The 19,304-nt window shown below is 63.7% G+C and carries 14 protein-coding genes; 13 read left to right on the top strand and 1 reads right to left on the bottom strand.

What is annotated here, in order from left to right; translation table 11 throughout:
- Positions 1-12: 12 nt before the first annotated feature.
- Entirely contained in the window at positions 13-663 is a 651-nt protein-coding gene (locus tag PQ467_RS11195) for a TetR/AcrR family transcriptional regulator (RefSeq protein ID WP_274173485.1), read from the bottom strand.
- Positions 664-802: 139 nt separating this feature from the next.
- Between PQ467_RS11195 and PQ467_RS11190 the strand changes: the two genes are divergently transcribed.
- From PQ467_RS11190 to PQ467_RS11130, 13 genes are all read left to right on the top strand, one after another.
- On the top strand, positions 803-3,124 hold the full coding sequence (locus tag PQ467_RS11190; protein ID WP_274173484.1) for a TonB-dependent receptor: 2,322 nt from the start codon (positions 803-805) through the stop codon (positions 3,122-3,124).
- A gap of 63 nt (positions 3,125-3,187) precedes the next feature.
- Entirely contained in the window at positions 3,188-4,126 is a 939-nt protein-coding gene (locus PQ467_RS11185) for an MBL fold metallo-hydrolase (protein ID WP_274173483.1), read from the top strand.
- 50 nt (positions 4,127-4,176) lie between these two features.
- On the top strand, positions 4,177-5,181 hold the full coding sequence (locus PQ467_RS11180; RefSeq protein ID WP_274173482.1) for an MBL fold metallo-hydrolase: 1,005 nt from the start codon (positions 4,177-4,179) through the stop codon (positions 5,179-5,181).
- A 494-nt stretch (positions 5,182-5,675) separates the two neighbouring features.
- A complete protein-coding gene (locus tag PQ467_RS11175; RefSeq protein WP_274173481.1) occupies positions 5,676-6,677 on the top strand; it encodes a LysR family transcriptional regulator in 1,002 nt (333 codons plus the stop codon).
- A gap of 265 nt (positions 6,678-6,942) precedes the next feature.
- Complete coding sequence (locus tag PQ467_RS11170; protein ID WP_274173480.1) at positions 6,943-9,279, top strand: TonB-dependent siderophore receptor; 2,337 nt, start codon at positions 6,943-6,945, stop codon at positions 9,277-9,279.
- A gap of 17 nt (positions 9,280-9,296) precedes the next feature.
- A complete protein-coding gene (locus PQ467_RS11165; protein WP_274173479.1) occupies positions 9,297-11,099 on the top strand; it encodes an ABC transporter ATP-binding protein/permease in 1,803 nt (600 codons plus the stop codon).
- A complete protein-coding gene (locus PQ467_RS11160) occupies positions 11,096-12,445 on the top strand; it encodes a TldD/PmbA family protein (RefSeq protein ID WP_274173478.1) in 1,350 nt (449 codons plus the stop codon). Before PQ467_RS11165 ends, PQ467_RS11160 begins: the two co-directional genes overlap by 4 nt.
- On the top strand, positions 12,442-13,902 hold the full coding sequence (locus PQ467_RS11155) for a metallopeptidase TldD-related protein (RefSeq protein WP_274173477.1): 1,461 nt from the start codon (positions 12,442-12,444) through the stop codon (positions 13,900-13,902). Before PQ467_RS11160 ends, PQ467_RS11155 begins: the two co-directional genes overlap by 4 nt.
- 28 nt (positions 13,903-13,930) lie before the next feature.
- A complete protein-coding gene (gene trxA, locus PQ467_RS11150; RefSeq protein ID WP_274173476.1) occupies positions 13,931-14,254 on the top strand; it encodes a thioredoxin in 324 nt (107 codons plus the stop codon).
- Positions 14,254-15,135, top strand: a complete 882-nt coding sequence (locus PQ467_RS11145; RefSeq protein ID WP_274173475.1) for a hypothetical protein — start codon at positions 14,254-14,256, stop codon at positions 15,133-15,135. Before trxA ends, PQ467_RS11145 begins: the two co-directional genes overlap by 1 nt.
- Positions 15,136-15,152: 17 nt before the next feature.
- Positions 15,153-16,145 (top strand): thioredoxin-disulfide reductase, encoded by a 993-nt coding sequence (trxB, locus tag PQ467_RS11140; protein ID WP_274173474.1) that lies wholly within the window; start codon positions 15,153-15,155, stop codon positions 16,143-16,145.
- 10 nt (positions 16,146-16,155) lie between these two features.
- Positions 16,156-18,204 (top strand): M3 family metallopeptidase, encoded by a 2,049-nt coding sequence (locus PQ467_RS11135; RefSeq protein WP_443192943.1) that lies wholly within the window; start codon positions 16,156-16,158, stop codon positions 18,202-18,204.
- Positions 18,204-19,274 carry a PLP-dependent cysteine synthase family protein gene (locus PQ467_RS11130; RefSeq protein ID WP_274173473.1) on the top strand — a complete coding sequence of 357 codons (1,071 nt, stop codon included), beginning with the start codon at positions 18,204-18,206 and terminating at the stop codon, positions 19,272-19,274. The genes PQ467_RS11135 and PQ467_RS11130 overlap by 1 nt, the downstream gene beginning before the upstream one ends.
- The last annotated feature ends 30 nt before the right edge of the window (positions 19,275-19,304 follow it).

Below are 19,304 nucleotides of genomic sequence, written 5' to 3'. Positions count from 1 at the left end.
ACCAGGGTATCATCAGCGAGCATTTCGTCCCGTGGCGCGCGTAACTTCGTGAATGAAGAAAGACAAATCGATTGGGCTGGCGCATCGTGAGAGCGTTGCCGGAAAGAAGATTTCCGAAAAGAACAGACTACGCAAAAGCAGGCCCAGATCACGCGCCGAGGCCGAGGGATCACTGGAACCGAGCTTTTCGAAAATCGGCTCCCACCGGGTTTGGCGGGCCAGCATGACATTTTCGACGAGTTGCATCAATTCAGGCTCGCGGCGGGCCAGATTGAAACATTCATAGCGCGCCAGAACATCGGTTCCGCGCGCCTGTGCCGAAACATGCAGCCACATGTCATGGCAACATTGCGCCACCACTTCGACCGTGGGGCGGTCACCGCATGCCTCCTCGATCCGGTTGATGATGTTGTCCAATTGCTTGGCGTCGGCGGCAAAGACATGGCGTATCACCATCGCCACCAGATCCTCGCGGCGGCGGAAATAGGCTGATGTCGTGCCCTCGGGCAGGCCCAGATGCCGATCGACGGCGCGATGGGTGAAGCCGCGGCTCCCATGCTCGCCCAGCACCTCGAGCGCGGCGCGCGCCAGTTCCTCGCGCCGGTTGCCATTGTCGCGGGTGCGCCCGGCGGCATTGGCCGGGTTTTCGCGCTGTTCGATCATGTTGAGCACCCTCTGCTGATTGCTCCTGCCTTTCGCCTGCCTTGCCTCGCTTGACAAGGACAGATGAATTCTACAAATGTAGTACCCATATGAAGAATCGCAAGCTCGAAGTAAGGGCAGCGACAGGGGAGGGATGACGATGAGCGTGAAGGTATTGCACAAACTGTTGTTGGCGAGCGTTGGCATGGCCGCCGCGCCGCAAGCTTATGCCCAGGCTCCGGCACAGGCCCAGGCTCCGGCCGCGGCCGCCGAAGCGCCCGGTTTGCAGGACATCGTTGTGACCGCGCAGCGCCGCGTGGAAAGCGTGCAGAAGGCCGCTGTGGCGATTACCGCCGTATCGGGCAGCGAACTGATCCGCGCGGGCGTGTCCGACACGACCAGCCTGCAGCGGCTGGCACCCGCCCTCTCGGTCCAGCCATCGGGCGGCACGACCAGCATTTATGTGCGCGGCGTGGGGACGCAGGCCGGCAATTCCTATGCCGAAAACGCGGTCGGCTTCAATTTCAACGGCGTGTTCATTGCGCGCCCCACGGCCCCTTCGGGCGTCTATTACGATCTTCAGCGCGTGGAAGTGGTCAAGGGTCCGCAGGGCACCCTTTATGGCCGCAACGCCACGGGCGGCGCGATCAACGTTTTGCCCAACCGCCCGAAGTTGAATGAACTGAGCGGGGACATCAACCTTGAGGCCGGGAATTATGACGCGCGCAAGGGTTCGGCGGCGATCAACCTGCCGCTGGGTTCCAGCGTGGCGTTGCGCGTGGCGGGGCAAGTGGTCGATCGCAAGGGCTACCTGTCGGACGGCTATGACGATGACAAGGGCGAGGCCGCCCGCGTCTCGTTGCTGGTGAAGCCCTCGGCCGACTGGTCGGTGACGCTGGTGGGCGATTACTATCACCAGCATGGCATGGGCGCGGGCAATGTGCTGCTGCCCTCCTCGGTGGCGGGCGCCCCGGCGTTGACCGCGCGCATCGGCGGGTCGGATCCGATCTCGGTCGCCGCGTTGCAATCCTATGCCTCGACGGTCGCCGCTCCGCCTTTCTGCGGCGGGCTGGGCAAGCTCATCACCAGCGGCTGTGTCATGACGCCCAGGGGCGATGGCTATATGGACGGCAACTTCTGGGGTATCAGCGCCCAGACCGAAGGCGATCTGGGCTTTGCCACTCTCACCGTCATTCCGGCCTATCGTCGCAGCGCGTCCAACTATCGCTCCTATCTGCCCGGTTTCCAGCTTCAGGTGAGCGACGCCTCGAACCAGCTCTCGCTCGAAACGCGCCTTGCCTCCAAGGAAAACGGCCGTTTGCGCTATGTGCTGGGCGGCTTCTATTTTGCCGAGGACCAGAAGGCGATCAATGCCTTCTCGCAAGGCAACCTGTCGACCACGCTGTTCAACCCCCGGCTGCACACCGAAAGCGTCGCGGGCTTTGGCCAGTTGACCTTCCTTGTCACGCCGCGTCTGCGTCTGGTCGCCGGTGGGCGCTACACGCATGAAACCAAGAGCCAGACCACGTCGCTGGCCGCTGGCGGCCTGCCGGGCGTGGTGAACCCGCCGCTGGGCGCCGCCTTCACCGGCAATCTGGCCTTCAACAAGGCCACGTGGAAGGCAGGCGTGGAATTTGACGCCGGGCCGCGCTCGCTGCTCTATGCCAACGTGTCGACCGGCTTCAAGGCGGGCGGCTTCTTTGTCGCCGCGCCCCCGGCCAACACTTTCGCCCCCGAATTGCTTACCGCCTATACGGTGGGCAGCAAAAACCGCTTCTGGGGCAACCGCCTGCAGTTCAACATCGAGGCCTTCTATTGGGATTACACCAATCAGCAGATCTCTTTCGTGGGCGGCGTACCCTCCTCCAGCGGCCTTTACACGCAGGGCGGCGTGACGGTGAACGCGGGCACCTCGCGCATCTATGGTTCAGAGGTCGAGCTGCGTCTTGCCCCTACCAGACATGACCTGCTGAGCGCCAACGTCCAGTATTTGAACGGTCGCTACAACAGCCTGCAAACGGCCAATTTCTCGAACACCGGCGCGCCGCTGCCCACGGGTTGCACTGTGACGGGCAGCCGTCTGGCCAACCCCGGCGTCAACGCCGCGCGCTTTTACGATACCGATTGCTCGGGCAAGCCCACGGTCTATTCGCCCAGGTGGACGGTCAACCTCGACTATGCCCATACCATCGAGCTGGGCAGCGGCATGAAGCTGGTGGCGGGCGCGCGCACGACCATCAAGTCTGATTTCTACCTCAACGTCAATTTCCAGGAGAACGAGAAGCAGTCCGCCTATCGCATGTCGGACGCCTATCTGACGCTGGAAGGACCCGATCAACGCTGGAGCCTGAGCGGTTTCATCAACAACATTGAAAATCGCGCCGTGCTGGTGCGGGCGGGCAACCGGCCCATCCTCAACGTGTCCTATGGCACGCTGGCCGCGCCGCGCGTTTACGGCGTGCGCATGGGCTATCACTTCTAATCTTGGACAAACCGTTGCGGCGGCCTGTCGATCCGGCCGCCGACATTTGAAAGGCATCCTTGCATGACACCCCGTCGGGCCTCCCTCGCCGCCCTTTTCCTCTGTCTCGCGGGCACCATGGCGCATGCCCAGTCCAGCCCCGTTCCGGCCAACACCGGCCCGCGCCTGATCCTGCTGGGCACGGGTGGCGGGCCGGGGGGGCGCGTGGATCGCGCGGGGATCGCCACCATGCTGGAGGTGAATGGGCGCCGATATCTCATCGACGCCGGCGGCGGCGTGTCGCGCCAACTGGCCATGGCGGGCATTGCTGAACGCGATGTGCCGCTGGTCTTCCTCACCCACCTGCATGACGATCACTATGCCGGGCTGCTCAGCCTTGCCAGCTTTTCCTATTCCACGCGCGGCAAGGCCATGGCGCTGATCGGCCCTGCGGGCACCACGCGGCTGACAACGGCGCTGGGTGACATGCTGGCGGTCAACGCCCGGATCCGGGGTGCGGAAAGTGGGGCGATGCGCCCGGTCAATGCGTTCCTGTCGGCGCGCGATATTGGGGCCGCTGCTGGGAAAGGCCCCGTGTTCAAGGACGAAACCATCGCTGTGACGGCCGTCACCAACACGCATTACGCGCTGGTCGACAAGGCTGCCGCGCCCGATGCGCAATCGCTCTCCTATCGCTTCACCATCGGGGCCAAATCGGTGGTGTTTACCGGTGACACCGGCACCTCGCCCGATCTCGCCACATTTGCCAAGGGCGCGGATGTTCTGGTGGCCGAAATGGCCACGGCCGCCGATCGCGCCGCCGTGCCGCCCCAGGTGCGCCAGCATATGGACGTCGAGCATCTCTCGCCCGCGCAGGTTGGCGATCTGGCCCGGCAGGCTGGCGTGGGCAAGCTGGTGCTCAGTCATGTGGGCACGGTCAGCGAGCAGGATCTGGCCGAGGTGCGCGCCCATTATTCCGGCCCCGTCGTGCTGGGGCGGGACTTGCAGACCATTTCATTCTGAACCCCGTTCATCCTGATTCAAGCGCAACCCGTGCGCCAAGGGAGATTTTGATGCTGACATCGATCAAGAGCCGGTCTGTTCTGGCCTGCATGGCGGGCTTGCTGGTCGCCGCGCCGCTGGCCGCCCAGACACCGCCTGGCCCCGCGCCTCAGGCCTCCGCCGCCTATACATGGGTCACGCTGGGCACGATGGGCGGCCCCATGCCGCGCCCGGGCCGCAACGAACCGGCCAACCTGCTGGTGCGCAAGGGCGAGGCCCATTTGATCGACACCGGCGATGGCGCCATGACCGCCATGGCCGACGCGGGCGCCGATTACCCCGACCTGCGCACCATCTGGATCAGCCATCTCCATTTCGATCATCTGGGCGGACTGTTCGCCGTGCTGGGCCTGCGCCTGCAATCGCGCGCGGTGGCGCCGCTGACGATCTATGGTCCGCCCGGCATGAAGGACGTCGTCAACGGCCTGATCGCCGCGATGCGGCCCAGCGCCCGTTCGGGCTTTGGCATTCCGGGCGAAGTGGCGATTGATCCGGCCGCCAACATTCAGGTGGTGGAGCTAGACGATGGCGCAGTGGTCAAGCTCGACGGTTTCACCGTGCGCGTGGCCAGCAATTCGCATTACAGCTTTGTGCCCGGCAGCCAGGAGGATCGCTTCTTCCGCTCGCTGTCGTATCGCTTCGACATGCCTGACCGTTCGATCATCTACACCGGCGATACCGGCCCCAGCGACAAGGTGACGGCGCTGGCCAAGGGGGCCGACATGCTGGTGACCGAGATGATCGATCTGGACAACACGCTGGCCCAGATGAACAACCGCGTGCGCCACATTTCCGATGAGGAAAAGACGCACATGGTCGAGCATCTCACGCGCCACCACCTGTCCCCCGGCGAAATTGGTGCGATGGCCGCCAAGGCTGGCGTGGGCCGCGTGGTGGTTACCCATCTGGCCGGGGGCGGTTCGCGCTCGGTCGACGCCGACCAGCGCTATCGCGCCGCGATCCAGCAGTCTTTCAAGGGACCGGTCGTGATAGCCAAGGACATGGACCGCTTCTGAAGATCCTTGCCGGCCAGATTTTCCCTCACGGTCTGGCCAAAACTCAGGGAGCCCTTGTGCCATGCCGGGGCTGCCCTGTTCGTCATAGACTGAAATTTGCCGCTTCAAACCTGCTGTCTATTCGTCACCACAATCCAATGCACACCATCTCGCTTTCATGTCGCTGAAGGGGCTGCCGGTTCTGTCCTCAGTTATTGCGATCGCGATGTGCATCCAGCCACTTGCGGGATGGTGAGGCGCTTGTGTTCGTTCAAGAAAACATCATCACGCATGGGATTGTGCTCGATCCCAGCCAACACCCCTTGCGCCTCTTGGCCCAGCCAGACCATGCGCGGCCCCGCCTTGGCGTCATGCAGCAACTTGCGTCTTGAAGAGCACGCCGAGAACCTTGACATTGAACTGCCCGCGATAATGATCCTCAGTCAGTTCCTCAATCGCGGCAAACCTGTCATCATGCGTGGCGGCATCGGGAAAAGAGGTTTTGGGGACCGGTTGTGACGAGGACTGATCGATCCAGAGGAGAAAGGGAGGGCAACCGTGATAGGGCCGAGGAGGCGCCGGTCCACCGGCTCAATCTCAATCTGCTCTATCCTCTTGATGCTATCCTGCATGCTCCGACGCTGACGGAGGCGGGGCGGCGGGTGCGGCTCAGTCAGTCTGCAATGAGCCACGCCCTGCGCCGTTTGCGCGAACATTTCGGTGACGATCTGGTCACCCATGCGGGCGGCGATCAGCAACTCACTCCGCTCGGCGCGGCGTTGCGTGGCGAAGTGCGCCGGGTTTTGCGCGATGTGGATGGGACGTTCAACTTTGCGCTGTCCTTCGATCCGCTGGTCAGCATCGGCACGATCACCGTGGCCGCATCGGATGTCGTTGAGCAGATGCTGCTGGGACCGGTGGTGCAACGTCTGCAGAAAGCCGCGCCGGGCCTGACGGTCAATATCATTCCGCTCAATGCCGATGCCCCGCATCTTGCGCTGGATCGCGGGGCCGAGCTGCTGCTGCTGCCCGCCGACGCTGCATTGGCGGAACTCGAAACCCTGCCGATCCTGACTGAATATGTTTCGTGTCTGATATGGACCGGCCATTCCAAACTGGCCGATCAGGTCGATATTGACGAGGCCCATTATCGCGCCGCGCACCACGTCATCGCGCATGATGAACGGCTGCCGAACCTTGCTCTTGACCGGAACACCGCTGAATTGCTGAAGGCACGCCGGATTGCCATGCGTACCAGTTCGCAGGCAGCCTTGCCGGCGATCATCATCCGCAGTGATCTGATCGCGACCGGCAGCAGTTGGTTGTTTCAGTATTTCGCCTCGATCATGCCGGTGCGGGCGGTCGCTGCGCCTTTTGCTCAGGAAGGCAGCATTCTTGTGGCGCAATGGGCGGCGCATAAGCGACGCGACCCGATGCTGGCCTGGTTTGTTGAGCAGATCGAGGCCTATGTCGCCTCCTTCTCGATCAGCCTTAGGGGGAAAGGAGGGCATCGATGATGTTCATGCAGGCCATGAACACTTCGAATTTGCCTGTAACCTTTTTGAAGCATAGCCTCTCTTTCGACGGATAATTCCCACGAGCTCTTCGGTTCCACGATGGGGAATGGCGTCAATCAGGAGGACGGCCATCGTCGCGCCCGCCTTGGGTGCGGCCGTTTTTTCGCCTTAGGGCGAGTTCGTTTTATTACAGGGTCCTGGGTTCACCGGACGGGCGTCTGCGCTCGTGCGTGGATGGCGCTTGGCCTTGGAGAAGGGGGGTTGCATGTTGCATATGACTGTCAAAGCCCGTTGCCTGTTGAGCGCCGCAAGTCTCGGCGTTCTCTCGCTCATGACCGCTGCCATACCCATGCCCGCTTTGGCGCAAGGCGCCAAGGCCGCCGCTGTCGATTTGCCTGCCATGCCCATGGCCCAGGCTCTTCAGGCGATTGCCGCGCGAACGGGCGAAACGATCAATTACGATCCAGATGCGGTCAAGGGACAGGTTTCCCGGCCGGTACATGGCGAAACGAACGCCCGGCGCGCGATTCAGGTCGCGATACAGGGCAGCAGCCTGACCGTCATCCCCGGTGCCAAGGAAGGGCTGGTCGTCGTTCATGACATCGTCGTGACCGCGCGGCGCGACGAAGCCGAAACCAGCGTGCTGGTCCGTCAGGCGACAACCTCGGACCGCAACGGCCTGGGTCTGCGCAACCAGCCGCGCAACACGCAGGTCATCACCGCCAAGACGATCGAGGAGCAGCAGGCGCTCAACATCACCGACATCCTGCGCAATGCGGGCGGCGTGTCCGCCCAGTTGAACACCGGCAATAGCGGTGCCCAGTACACTGTTCGCGGCTTCTATGCAGGCGGGCTGGTCAACGGCCTGGCCGCTTCGTCGCAATACGGCGTCTCTGCCGGGACTGATCAGCCGGTCGCCAGTATCGAGCGGGTCGAAGTCCTGAAAGGCCCCGATGCGCTGATGGCTGGCTTCGGCAATCTGGGCGGCAACATCAACGTGGTGACGAAGAAGCCCAGCGCTGATAAACGAGGTACGGTCAGCTTCGATACGAGTTCGCTTGGGCTGGTGCGCGGCGTTGTCGATGCCAATGGCGCGATCGGCTTCGATAACAAATTGTCGGCACGTTTCATCGCCAGCGGGCAGACGATGGACCATAATTACGGCGGCTATACCGGCGACAAGGGCTGGCTGGTCGCACCATCGCTGCGCTACAAGGATCGCCTTACCGACGTGGTGATCGGCGTCAGTTTGAACGAAGCGACCACCGGCGTCGGCGCCTTCACACTGTTCGACAACAAGACGCACACACTCATCAACCGCGATCCATCGGTCCCGATCTATTCGCCCGATCAGAACATTCGCATCTCGACCCATCGCTATTATTTTGACCTGACGCGACAGATCGTGCCCGGGGTCGAGATCGTCGCACGTGGGCTGCACGACGAAACCCAGTTGACGGTGCAGGCCGCCAATGTCGGCTATAGCCGTGCAGGCGCGCTGATCGCCGACATTCAGGGGTCGCAGCAAAACGGCTCGGCCAATTCGGTCGACAGCTTCCTGCGGATCAAGACACATATCGGCGATGTGCTGAAGGCGAAATTCAATGTCGGGTATAATTACAGCGACGGCGACAGTGCGCAGCGCAGCGGACTGGTCTATACCCGCGTCACCAGCATCAATCTCAACGCTTACCCGACCGGGCCCATCGTACCGTTTTCGCCTTTCGGCGATGTGCAGATCCGGAATGGCGGCAAGCAGGAGGGCGTCTACGGCCAGGGGCTGATCGAGTTCTGGAAGATCAAGCTCCTGGGTGGGGTTCGCAAGAACTGGTTTGAAACCCAGTCGCAGACCTTTTTCGCCGGCCCGGGCCCGCTCGTGGTGCAGCGCAAGAACGGCCTGTCGCCCAGCGGCGGCGTTATTCTGGACGCAACGAAAAACGTCTCGATCTTTGCCAATTATGCTCAGGGCCAACAAGCCAGCTTCGCGGTGGCCAAAGACGGCTCCGTTCTGCCCAACATCACCACCAACAACAAGGAGGCGGGCGTCAAGGTCGATATCTTCAAGAAGCGCGCGACGATCAACGCATCCTATTTCGATATCCAGCAGGACAATATTATCGTCCAGGATCCGGTCAATCCGGGGTTCTTCCTGCCGGGGCCGGGCCAGCGCGGGCGGGGCATCGATCTGAACATCGCGGGGCAACTGTTCCCGGGATGGACGTTGCAGGCATCGCTGACGCGCACCAAATTCGCGCTGCTGACGACCACCGCGTCTCAGAAGGTCGTCGCGAACCAGCCTCGTGATACGTACAGCGTATATTCCACCTATCGCAAGAAGCTGTCCGATGCTGTCAGCGGGGGCGTCTCGGCGGGTCTGTATGGCCGGTCGAGTTCCTACGCCGACGTTCTGGGCCAATATGTGGTGCCGCCATCGGCTCAGATCGATACGAATGCTTTCCTGAGCTTCAAGGGGTTCGACTTCAACATCGGCATCCGCAACATCTTGAACCGGCGGAATTACGGGTCGACCTCAGTCTATACCTATGTACCGGTCGGTGAACCGCGCAACATTCGCCTGACCATTTCCAAACGCTTTTTTTGATCGGGTAATCACCAGCCATGATGCCGCCCCCCACCAATGTCGAGGAGGCCCGCCGCGAAGCGGGTCTCCAGTCCGCCCAGCCCGCCCGCGAGCGATGGGCCCATGTCTGGAAGATGAGCACGCGCTATTTCGTCTCGGACGACTGGAAATGGGCCTGGTTTCTACTCGCCTGTTACTGCGCGATAGAGGTCGGCACGACCTATGTGTTCCTGCTGTCCAACAAATGGCAGCGTGAATTCTACGACGCGATCGAGCAGCGGCAGGGCGGGCTGTTCCTGTCGCTGGTCGGCATGTTCGTGATGATCGCCGGGATCGCGATCGGGACGCAGTTCCTGCACAATATCGTCGGTTGGACGCTGTCGATCCGGTGGCGGCGATGGCTGAACGACTGGTATCTGGGCCGCTGGTTCGCTCAGGATCGCTTCTATGAGATCGAGCGGCTGCGGATGATCGACAACCCCGATCAGCGCATCGCCGAGGACGTGCGAGCCTTCACTTCCATGGGGCTGGAATATGGCCAGTCGCCGCTCAGCATCGTGATCTCGATGGTGTTCAGCCTGGTTCGCGCGGTTGCCTTCGCGGCCATCCTGCTGGAAACCTCTTCCCCGCTGGCGATCCCGCTGTTTGGCTATCGCATCCCGCTGCCCGGTGGCGACCTCATCTGGTTTTCCATCGCCTATGTCATCTTCGGCACATTGTTCATCAGCTGGATCGGCAGGCCGTTTGTCCGCCGCAAGATGCGCGAACAGCATTATGAAGCGGATTATCGCGCCGGGTTGCTCCATGTTCGGCGCAATGGCGAACAGATCGCCTTTTCCCAAGCGCAGGGCGTCGAACAGGATGGCTTGCATATGGCTTTTGCAAACATTCGCCGCAACTTCTATCAGATGATGCTGGCCAATGCCGGGCTCAGCGCCGGGCAAGATCTGTATCAGCGCAGCATGCAGGTCGTGCCGTTATTTCTGACCGTGCCGAAATATTTCGCCGGCGCGATTTCCTTCGGCCAGGTCCAGAGTGCGCGCGACGCTTTCACCCAGTTTGCGGCCAGTCTGTCCTACATCGTCGCGGCCTATCCCAGCATCGCGCGCCAGGTTGCCAACATCAACCGTTTGAAGGCGCTGGAAGACGCGATCGATTATGATCGTCCGCGCGGCATCGGCTTCACACCCGGCGGCACGCCCGATGGCGTGGCGATCAGCGCCACCGGTTTGATGCTGCGTCGCCCCAATGGTGAGCCCCTGCTGTCAGTTGCGGATTGGACGATCCGCGATGGTGAGCGCTGGGTGATTGAAGGGCCATCGGGCACCGGCAAGACGACGCTGCTGCGCGCCATGGCCGGGCTGTGGCCCGATGGCGCGGGGAACGTGGCGATGAGCAAGCGTGGCAAGGCCATGCTGGTGCCGCAGCGCCTCTATCTGCCGCTCGGCACGCTCAAGGCAGCGATCTGCTTCCCCGACCGAGCCGAGGATCATGATGATGCGCAGATTGCGGCGCTGCTGAAGACCGTGCGACTGGAAATGCATACCGAGGCGATGCACGAACTGCGCATGTGGCAGGATGAATTGTCGCCGGGTGAGCAGCAGCGGGTCGCAATGGCGCGTATCCTGCTCCAGCGGCCCACCCTGCTGGTGCTGGACGAGGCGACGAGCGCGCTCGATGCGGACAATGCGGCGCATTTCTATCAATCTGTGCTGGGCGCGGCGCCGGATGCAACCATCATCAGCGTCGTCCACAACGAAAAGCTGGCGTCCTATCACACCCACCGCCTGACGTTGCATCATGGCCACGCCACCTTGTCGCGACTTGGGGAGACGGCATGACCATGCTGTTGACGCACAGCGAGGTGGGCCTGTGCGATGCGGCGCAGCGGGCGGTTGAACTGGCGGCCCGGCGCGGAGCGCGGGCGCGCGCCTCGGTCCACCATGAGGGGGTCGCCAAGGCCGCGATGCGCGGCGGCGAGGTTGAGACCGCCGAGCGCAGCGGCAGCCAGAACCTGAGCCTCACGGTTGTTCACGAGGGACGCCGGGGATCGGCCTCGACCGCCGGGTTTGACAAGGCGGCCATTGAGCGCGTGGTCGAGGAGGCGATGCTGATTGCCGCTTATGTTGAGCCCGATGCCGATGCCGATCTGCCGCCCCCCGACGCGCTGGCTTTTTCGGGTCCGGCGCCGCAACTCTATGCCGATAGCCCGCGCAGCCCCGAAGCGATGCTGGAGGCGGCGGGCGCGCTGGATCGGATCGCGGGCGGCATTGCGGCGTCGGACAGCCGGTTGCGCGCCGGGGAGTCGGTGGCGGCGACGACCGAAGGACTCTGGGCTCTGGCGACGAGCGATGGTTTTTGCCGCAGCGCGCTGCGCTCGAACGACGCCCGCTGGACGGTGATGCTGGCGCAGGATGAAAGCGGCAGCATTTCCGACTTCTGCCAATCGCAGGAACGGCAGGCCGATGCCCTTTCTTCCGCCCAAAGTCTGGCGCAGGAAGCGGCTGACCGCGCCTGCCGTTCCTTGGGCGCAAGGGCCATCGACAGCCGCCGTTGCCCGGTTCTGTTCGATCCGCGCACCGCCGCGACGCTGGTCGATATTATCGCGGGGGCGCTGAACGGGGTGGCGCAATACCGCCGGATGAGTTTCTTGCCCGATCCTCTGGGGCGCGCCCTGGCGCCCGCGCATCTCGATCTGCAAGAAGACCCGTTCGAGCCGCTGGGGCTGGCGAGCGGCGGCTTCGATGGCGAGGGGATTGCCGGATCGACGCGCGCGATCCTGCGGTCCGGCGTGGTCGAAGGCCTGTTTCTGTCAACCTTCTCCGGCCGCAAGCTGGGCATGGCCTCCACCGGCAATGCCGATGGCTATTACAATCTGCGGCTGACCAGCACGGCACCGAGCGGAGATCGGGCGGCGATGCTGCGGATGCTGGGCACCGGGCTGGTGGTCACCCATTTTCAGGGCGGCAAGACCGATCCTGCCAGCGGCAACTGGACACAGGCGGTGCGGGGCTTCTGGGTCGAGGGTGGGGAGATCGTCCATGCCGTTACCGATGTGACGCTGGCCGGGACCGTTCCGGCCATGCTGAACGGGATCCGCGCGGTTGGCCGCGATGTCGAGCGCATGGGCGCGATCCGCACCGGGTCAATCCTGATCGAGGACATGCAACTGGGGGGATGGGCATGAACGGCGGTGAAATCGCGCTGGAACGCGCGCGCGCAAAATTGCTGGGCCCCTCGGGGCTTGACGAAGCGGCGATTGGCAGGGCGCTGAACGAACTGGCGGGCCGCGGCGCGGATCTGGCCGATCTCTATTTTGAGGCCAGCAGCATGCGCAGCTGGCAGCTTGAGGGCGGGCGCGTCACCCAGGGCGGCTTTGCGATGCGGCAGGGGGTTGGCGCGCGCTCGGTTCATCGCGGTCAGGTGAGCTTTGCCCATTCTGCCGATATCCGCGAGGGTGCCCTGCTCGAAACGGTCCGCGCGGTGCGTACGCTGGAGCGGAGCGGCGGTGTGGGGCGTGACCGTCAAGGCATCGCGCCGGGCCGCAGGGCTGCCGCTCATGATCTCTATCCTGCGCTTGATGCGGTCTCAATCGAGGATGCATCCGCATGGATCGCCATTCTGGAACGTATTGACGAACGCGCCCGGGCGCAGGACCCGCGCATCCTGCGGGTCGATGCCAACGTCCGCGCGACGGACACGACGGTGCTGGTGGCCGATGCCGACGGGATGCTGGCGGGTGATGTGCGGCCCATGACCATTCTGTCGATGGTCGTGATCGCCGAGCAGGACGGTCGCCGCGCGCGCGGGCAGGCGGGCCTTGGGCGGCATGCCGGGCTGGAAGGATTCGATGCGGCCTCGATCGACGCGATGGTGGCCAGTGCGACAGTCATGGCGCTGAACAATCTTGTGGCCATACCCGCGCCGGTGGGCGAAATGCCGGTCGTGCTGGGGCCGGGCTATCCCGGCGTGCTGTTTCACGAGGCAGTGGGGCACGGGTTGGAGGGCGACCATCACCGCAAGCACCTTTCCGCCTTCGATGGCAGGCTGGGCGAGCGGATCGCGGCTCCCGGCGTGACGGTGATCGATGATGGCGGCATGGCGGGGCGGCTGGGATCGCTGGGTATTGACGATGAAGGCACCGCGCCTGAGCGCACCGTGCTGGTCGAGGACGGTATATTGACCGGGCTGATGCAGGATCGGCTCAACGCGGGGCTGATGAACGCGCGTTCGACCGGCAATGGACGCCGCCAGTCCTATGCGCATCTGCCGATGCCGCGCATGACCAACACTTTCCTTGCCAATGGGCGGGCCGATCCGGCGGACATCATCGCCTCCATTGATCGCGGCATCTATGCGACCGAATTCGACGGCGGCCAGGTCGATATCGTCACCGGCCGTTTCAACTTTACCACGATTGCGGCCTGGCTGGTCGAAAAGGGCCGGTTGGTCGCCCCCGTACGCGGGGCTACGCTGATCGGCGTCGGCCATGAGGCGCTGCGCCATGTCTCGATGGTCGGCGAAGATCTGGCTTTCGACAGCGGCATGGCGACCTGCGGCAAGCAGGGCCAGTCGCTGCATGTCAGCGTTGGGCAGCCCACGCTGCGCATCGACCGGCTGATGGTCGGCGGACAGGCCGGCTGAACACCCATTTCCCGAAAGGACAAGTATCATGCGTCATGCAACCGAGCAGGATTTCGACGAGATTGTGATGAAGAACGACAAGCCCGTGCTGGTCGATTTCTGGGCGCCCTGGTGCGCGCCGTGCAAGGCGCTGGCCCCCACGCTGGATGAAATGGCCGAGGAATATGCCGGGGAGATGGAGATCGTGAAGGTCGATATCGAAGCCAATCCGGGCCTTGCCGAAAGGTTCGAGGTGCGCGGCATCCCCCTGTTGATAATCGTGAAGGATGGTGCGGAAGCCGCGCGGACCTTCGGTACGCTCTCGCGCAGTCGCCTCGACGCTTTTGTCGATACGCATGTGGGGGCGCAGTGATGGCCAATATCGCTTTCCATGGCGATCCGGCGGTAAAGGCTCAGGCTATGGAGCGCCTAGGGCGGCATATCGCGGCGGGCAGCTTCGTCTATTTCCCGGCTTGGGAGGAGGGCAAGGCCAATGTCATCGGCGCTGTCGTTGAGGCCGACGATACGCCCGCCTATGCTGAGCAGTTAGGCTATCCCCTGGCGCTGGCTGAAACCCTGCCAGCCTTTGTGAACGGCTTTCGTCCGCAGGCCGAGGCTGAGCGTTTTGCGCAGGCTTGGCTGGAGCGCACCCCGGTGGGCGCGGATCTGACGCGGATTGTTTCGCAATTGGTGCTGGATCTGCTGGCCAACCCCGAACTGGCCGCTCTCACCGAACGGCACCCGGAGGTCGAGCATGGCCGCCGGGCGATCATGGCGCTGCACCAGCGTGCGAAGGATGGCGATGAACCGGATCGAAAGGCATGGAAAACTGCCCGGATGGCCGCGATCGCCGCCACGGACAAGCTGAGTGAGACAACCGAGCATCGTGCGGGACAGGTCGTCGAGGCGGCGGCATGGCCGGGCACTATGCGAACCGTTTTGCGCGACACGCTGAACGGGCTGGGCACCCTGGAGCTGCACCTCGCCCTGTCCCGGATCGGCTGGACCGCGGAAGATGAGAGCCGGGTTTTCCATATCCGCGAAAAGGCGGAAGCGGATGGCTACAAGGCGGAATTCTCAGGGCTTGATCGCGTGCTGGCGATCCTGGACGCCGACCATTCCGCTCTGGCCGATCAGTTTCGCCTGCGGATAGAGCTGGTGGAGAAATCCAGCGAAAAATATCGCGCGGCAGGCTGGCAGGCAATCGAGATGATGGAAAGCGCGCCGCTCGCCACCGCGCGGGTTTCGGCATGAAGGAGAGGGGGAACAGCATGCCGGGCACCAGCGCGCCGGATGCGCGGCACAGCAAGGTCCTGATCATCGGCTCCGGCCCGGCCGGCTATACCGCAGCCGTCTATGCCGCGCGCGCGGCGCTGGCGCCAAGGCTGATCGAGGGGCCGCAGCCGGGCGGGCAGTTGACCATCACCACCGAGGTTGAGAACTGGCCCGGCGATGAAAGTGTGCTCGGCCCCGATCTGATGGCGCGGATGGGGGAGCAGGTGCGCAAGGCGGGCGTCGATGTCATCGGTGATGTCATTGTTGAAGTCGACCTGACCCGCGCGCCGTTTCTCGCGGTCGGCGACAGCGGCACGCATTATACCGGAGACGCGCTTATCGTGGCAACGGGGGCTTCCGCGCGCTGGCTGGGGCTGGCAAGCGAGAGCGCCTATCGCGGGCGCGGCGTGTCGGCCTGTGCGACATGCGACGGCTTTTTCTATCGCGACCGTGTCTGCGCCGTAGTCGGCGGAGGGAATACGGCGGTCGAGGAGGCGCTGTATCTCACCAATTTTGCGCAGAAGGTCTATCTCATCCATCGGCGCGACACCTTGCGGGCGGATCGCACCAATCAGGCGCGGCTCTTTGCCAATCCGAAGGTCGAGATGATTTGGAATGCCGAAGTGGCCGAAGTGCTGGGCGATGGCGGCGGGGTGACCGGCGTGGCCCTGCGCGACACGCGGAGCGGCGCGATGTCGCAATTGGCGGTGCATGGATTGTTCGTCGCGATCGGCCATGATCCGGCCACCGCCCTGTTCAAGGGACAACTCCACATGGACGGGGAGGGCTATATCCTCGTTGCCCCCGGCTCCACTGCGACCAATGTGCCGGGCGTCTTCGCGGCAGGCGATGTGCAGGACAAGCTGTTCCGCCAAGCGGTAACGTCCGCCGGCATGGGCTGCATGGCCGCTTTGGAGGCCGAGCGCTATCTGGCCGGACACAATCTCCAAGCCGCCGCCGATGGCGCCGAGGCTGACCTGCTGGTCTGAGAGGTATAAGATGATGACGAACCCGTTGCTCGACACGCTGGCTTTGCCGCGTTTCGGGGATATCCGGCCCGACCAGATCGCATCCGCGCTCGATCAGGCCATTGCCGAACATCGGACGGTGGTGGCCCGGATCGTCGAGACCCGGCCAACCCGATTTGCCGATGCATGGATGCCGCTGGAGCGTGCCGAGGCGGTGATCGTGGGCATATGGTCGGCGGTTTCGCATCTCCACGCTGTGGCCGACACGCCCGAACTGCGCGCGGCCTATGCCGCAGGTCAGGTGAGGCTGGTGGAAAACCAGCTTCAGACCTTGCAGAATGACGCACTCTATGAAGTCCTGGCCGCGCTGACCCGGACGGCGGGTTTCGCGCAGCTGCCCGAGGCGGATCGCGCCGCCGTCGAGCACAGGATCCGCGACTTCAGGCTTTCCGGCGTGGCGCTTGCGGCAGAGGATCGCGCCCGCTATGCCGCACTCTCGTTGGAACTGACGCAGCTTTCGACCGCTTTTGGCAATGCCGTGCTCGACGCGACCGATGCCTGGTTCGAGCATGTCGAGGAGGAAGCGCTGCTGGCCGGGCTTGCCGAGGCCGACAAGGCCATGTTCGCCGACGCGGCGCGGGCCAGGGGCCTGTCCGGCTGGGTCGTCACGCTCCAGATGCCCAGCGTCAATGCGGTGCTGACCTTCGCCGAGAACCGGGGGCTTCGCGAGCGGGTCTATACCGCATCGGGCACGCGGGCCTCCGATCAGGGGCCGCACGCCGGGCAGTTCGATAATTCGGCAAGGATCGCCGATATTCTTGCGCGGCGGCACGAAGCGGCGCGTCTGCTGGGTTTTGCCGATCCGGTGGCATGGGCGCTGGCCACCAGAATGGCGCCGAGCGCGGGCGATGTCCTCGCCTTCCTGCGCGATCTTGCCGCCCGCGCGAAACCCGCCGCAGAGACCGAGCTGGCCGAACTGGCTGACTACGCCGCCGCCCATCTGGGAATCGCCGAGCTTCAGCCCTGGGACATTGCCTATGTCGGTGAGCGGATGCGTCAGGCCCGCTATGTGGTCGACGAAAAGGAGGTGCGCGCCCATTTCCCTGTTGAGCGTATCATTGCCGGTTGGCAGCGCCTGCTGGACCGGCTGTTCGGCATCCGTCTGATCGCGCGGCCCGATATAGCCGTCTATCATCCCGATGCCTGTTATTACGATGTCGTGAATGAGCAGGGCAGCGTGTTTGCGGGCGTCTATGTCGATCTGCATGCGCGCGCGGGCAAACGTGGCGGGGCCTGGATGGCGCAGGCGCGGCCCCGGTTGAACGACGGCAATGTCCATCGCGTGCCGGTCGCCTATCTCGTCTGCAATTTTGCGCCGAAGAGTGAGGGCAATCCCTCCCTGCTCAGCCACAAGGAGGTTATTACCTTCCTGCACGAGACCGGGCATTGCCTGCATCACCTGTTCACTCGGGTCGATCGCCCGAATATCGCGGGCACCAACGGGTTCGAGTGGGACGCGATCGAATTGCCCAGCCAGTTGATGGAGGATTTCGCGTGGGATCGCGCCGTGCTGCGCGACATGTCGGGCCATTATGAAACGGGCGCGCCGTTGCCCGATGCTGTGTTCGATACGCTGATTGCCGCGCGCCATTTCCTTTCGGGCATGTTCATCGTTCGGCAGGTTGAATTTGCGCTGTTTGATCTGTTGCTCCATCTCGGCACGCTGGGCAGCGACCCGGTCGAAGTGATCGAGGCGGTGCGCGATGAGGTGGCGGTGGTGCGACCACCCTTGTGGCACCGCTTCCCGCATGCCTTTACCCATATTTTTGCGGGCGGCTACGCTTCGGGCTATTACAGTTATCTGTGGGCCGAGGTGCTGGCCGCCGATGGGTTCCGGCGCTTTGCCGAAGCGGGGCTGATCGACCGCGCCACGGCAGCCAGCTTTCGCGACGAAGTGCTCTCACGCGGCGCCAGTCGCCCGGCGGCGGAGAGTTTCCGCGCCTTTCGCGGCCGCGACGCGGATCCGGGCGCGATGCTGGCGCGGCATGGGCTAGATCGACAGGGGCTGGCGAGCCAATGATGAGCAACACCAAAGAGGCCGCCCGCATCTGGCGGGCCGATGCGATCCGCCGGATCGAGGCGGACTTCAACCGCTCCGCCGATACGCATCTCATCCGTATGGAACTGCCGCGCTATCCGGGCATCACCCTTTACCTGAAGGACGAGAGCAGCCACCCCACCGGCAGCCTGAAACATCGTCTGGCCCGCTCGCTGTTCCTTTATGCCCTGTGCAACGGCTGGATCGGGCCGGACACCTGCATTATCGAGGCATCCTCGGGGTCGACCGCCGTGAGCGAGGCCTATTTCGCGCGGATGCTCGGCCTGCGTTTCATCGCGGTGGTGCCCGCCTCCACTGCTGCGCCCAAGCTCGATGCGATCCGTTTTCACGGCGGGGAAATCCATGCCGTTGATGATCCTCGCACGGTCTATGATGTGGCGCATCGTCTGGCGCGGGAAACGGACGGGCATTACCTCGACCAGTTCACCTATGCCGAGCGGGCGACCGACTGGCGCGGCAACAACAATATTGCCCAAAGCATCTTTGCGCAGATGGCGGCAGAGGCATTTCCGATCCCGGCGTGGATCGTGTGCGGCGCGGGCACAGGCGGCACCTCGGCCACCATCGGGCGCTATATCGCCTATCAGCGCCATGCGACCCGGCTATGCGTTGCCGATCCGGTCCATTCCGTCTTCCATCGCCATTTCGCCGATCCAGCCATGGCGTCGCTACCGGAAGGCTGTGCCAGCTGCATCGAAGGGATCGGGCGCCCGCGCGTTGAGCCCAGCTTCATCCCCTCGGTGATCGACCGGATGATGGCGGTGGAGGATGCCGCCAGCATCGGGGCGATGCGCTCCCTTTCCCGTCGTCTGGGGCGCAGGGTGGGCGGCTCCACCGGCACCAATCTGGTGGCTATCGCCCGGCTGGTTGAAGAGATGGCGGGCCGGGATGAAACCGGCTCGATCGTGTCGATCCTGTGTGACGGGGGCGAGCGCTATGGCTGCACCTATTATGACGACAACTGGCTGGAAGCGCGTGGCATAGACTGGCGACCGTATGAAACGGCCTTCAGCCGGCTTTTTGCCCAGTGAGCGAACAGGCCCCGTGGAAGGCGTTTGCCG

Source organism: Novosphingobium sp. KACC 22771 (assembly GCF_028736195.1).
Lineage (GTDB): Bacteria > Pseudomonadota > Alphaproteobacteria > Sphingomonadales > Sphingomonadaceae > Novosphingobium.
This window is presented reverse-complemented; position numbering and strand designations above follow the sequence as displayed.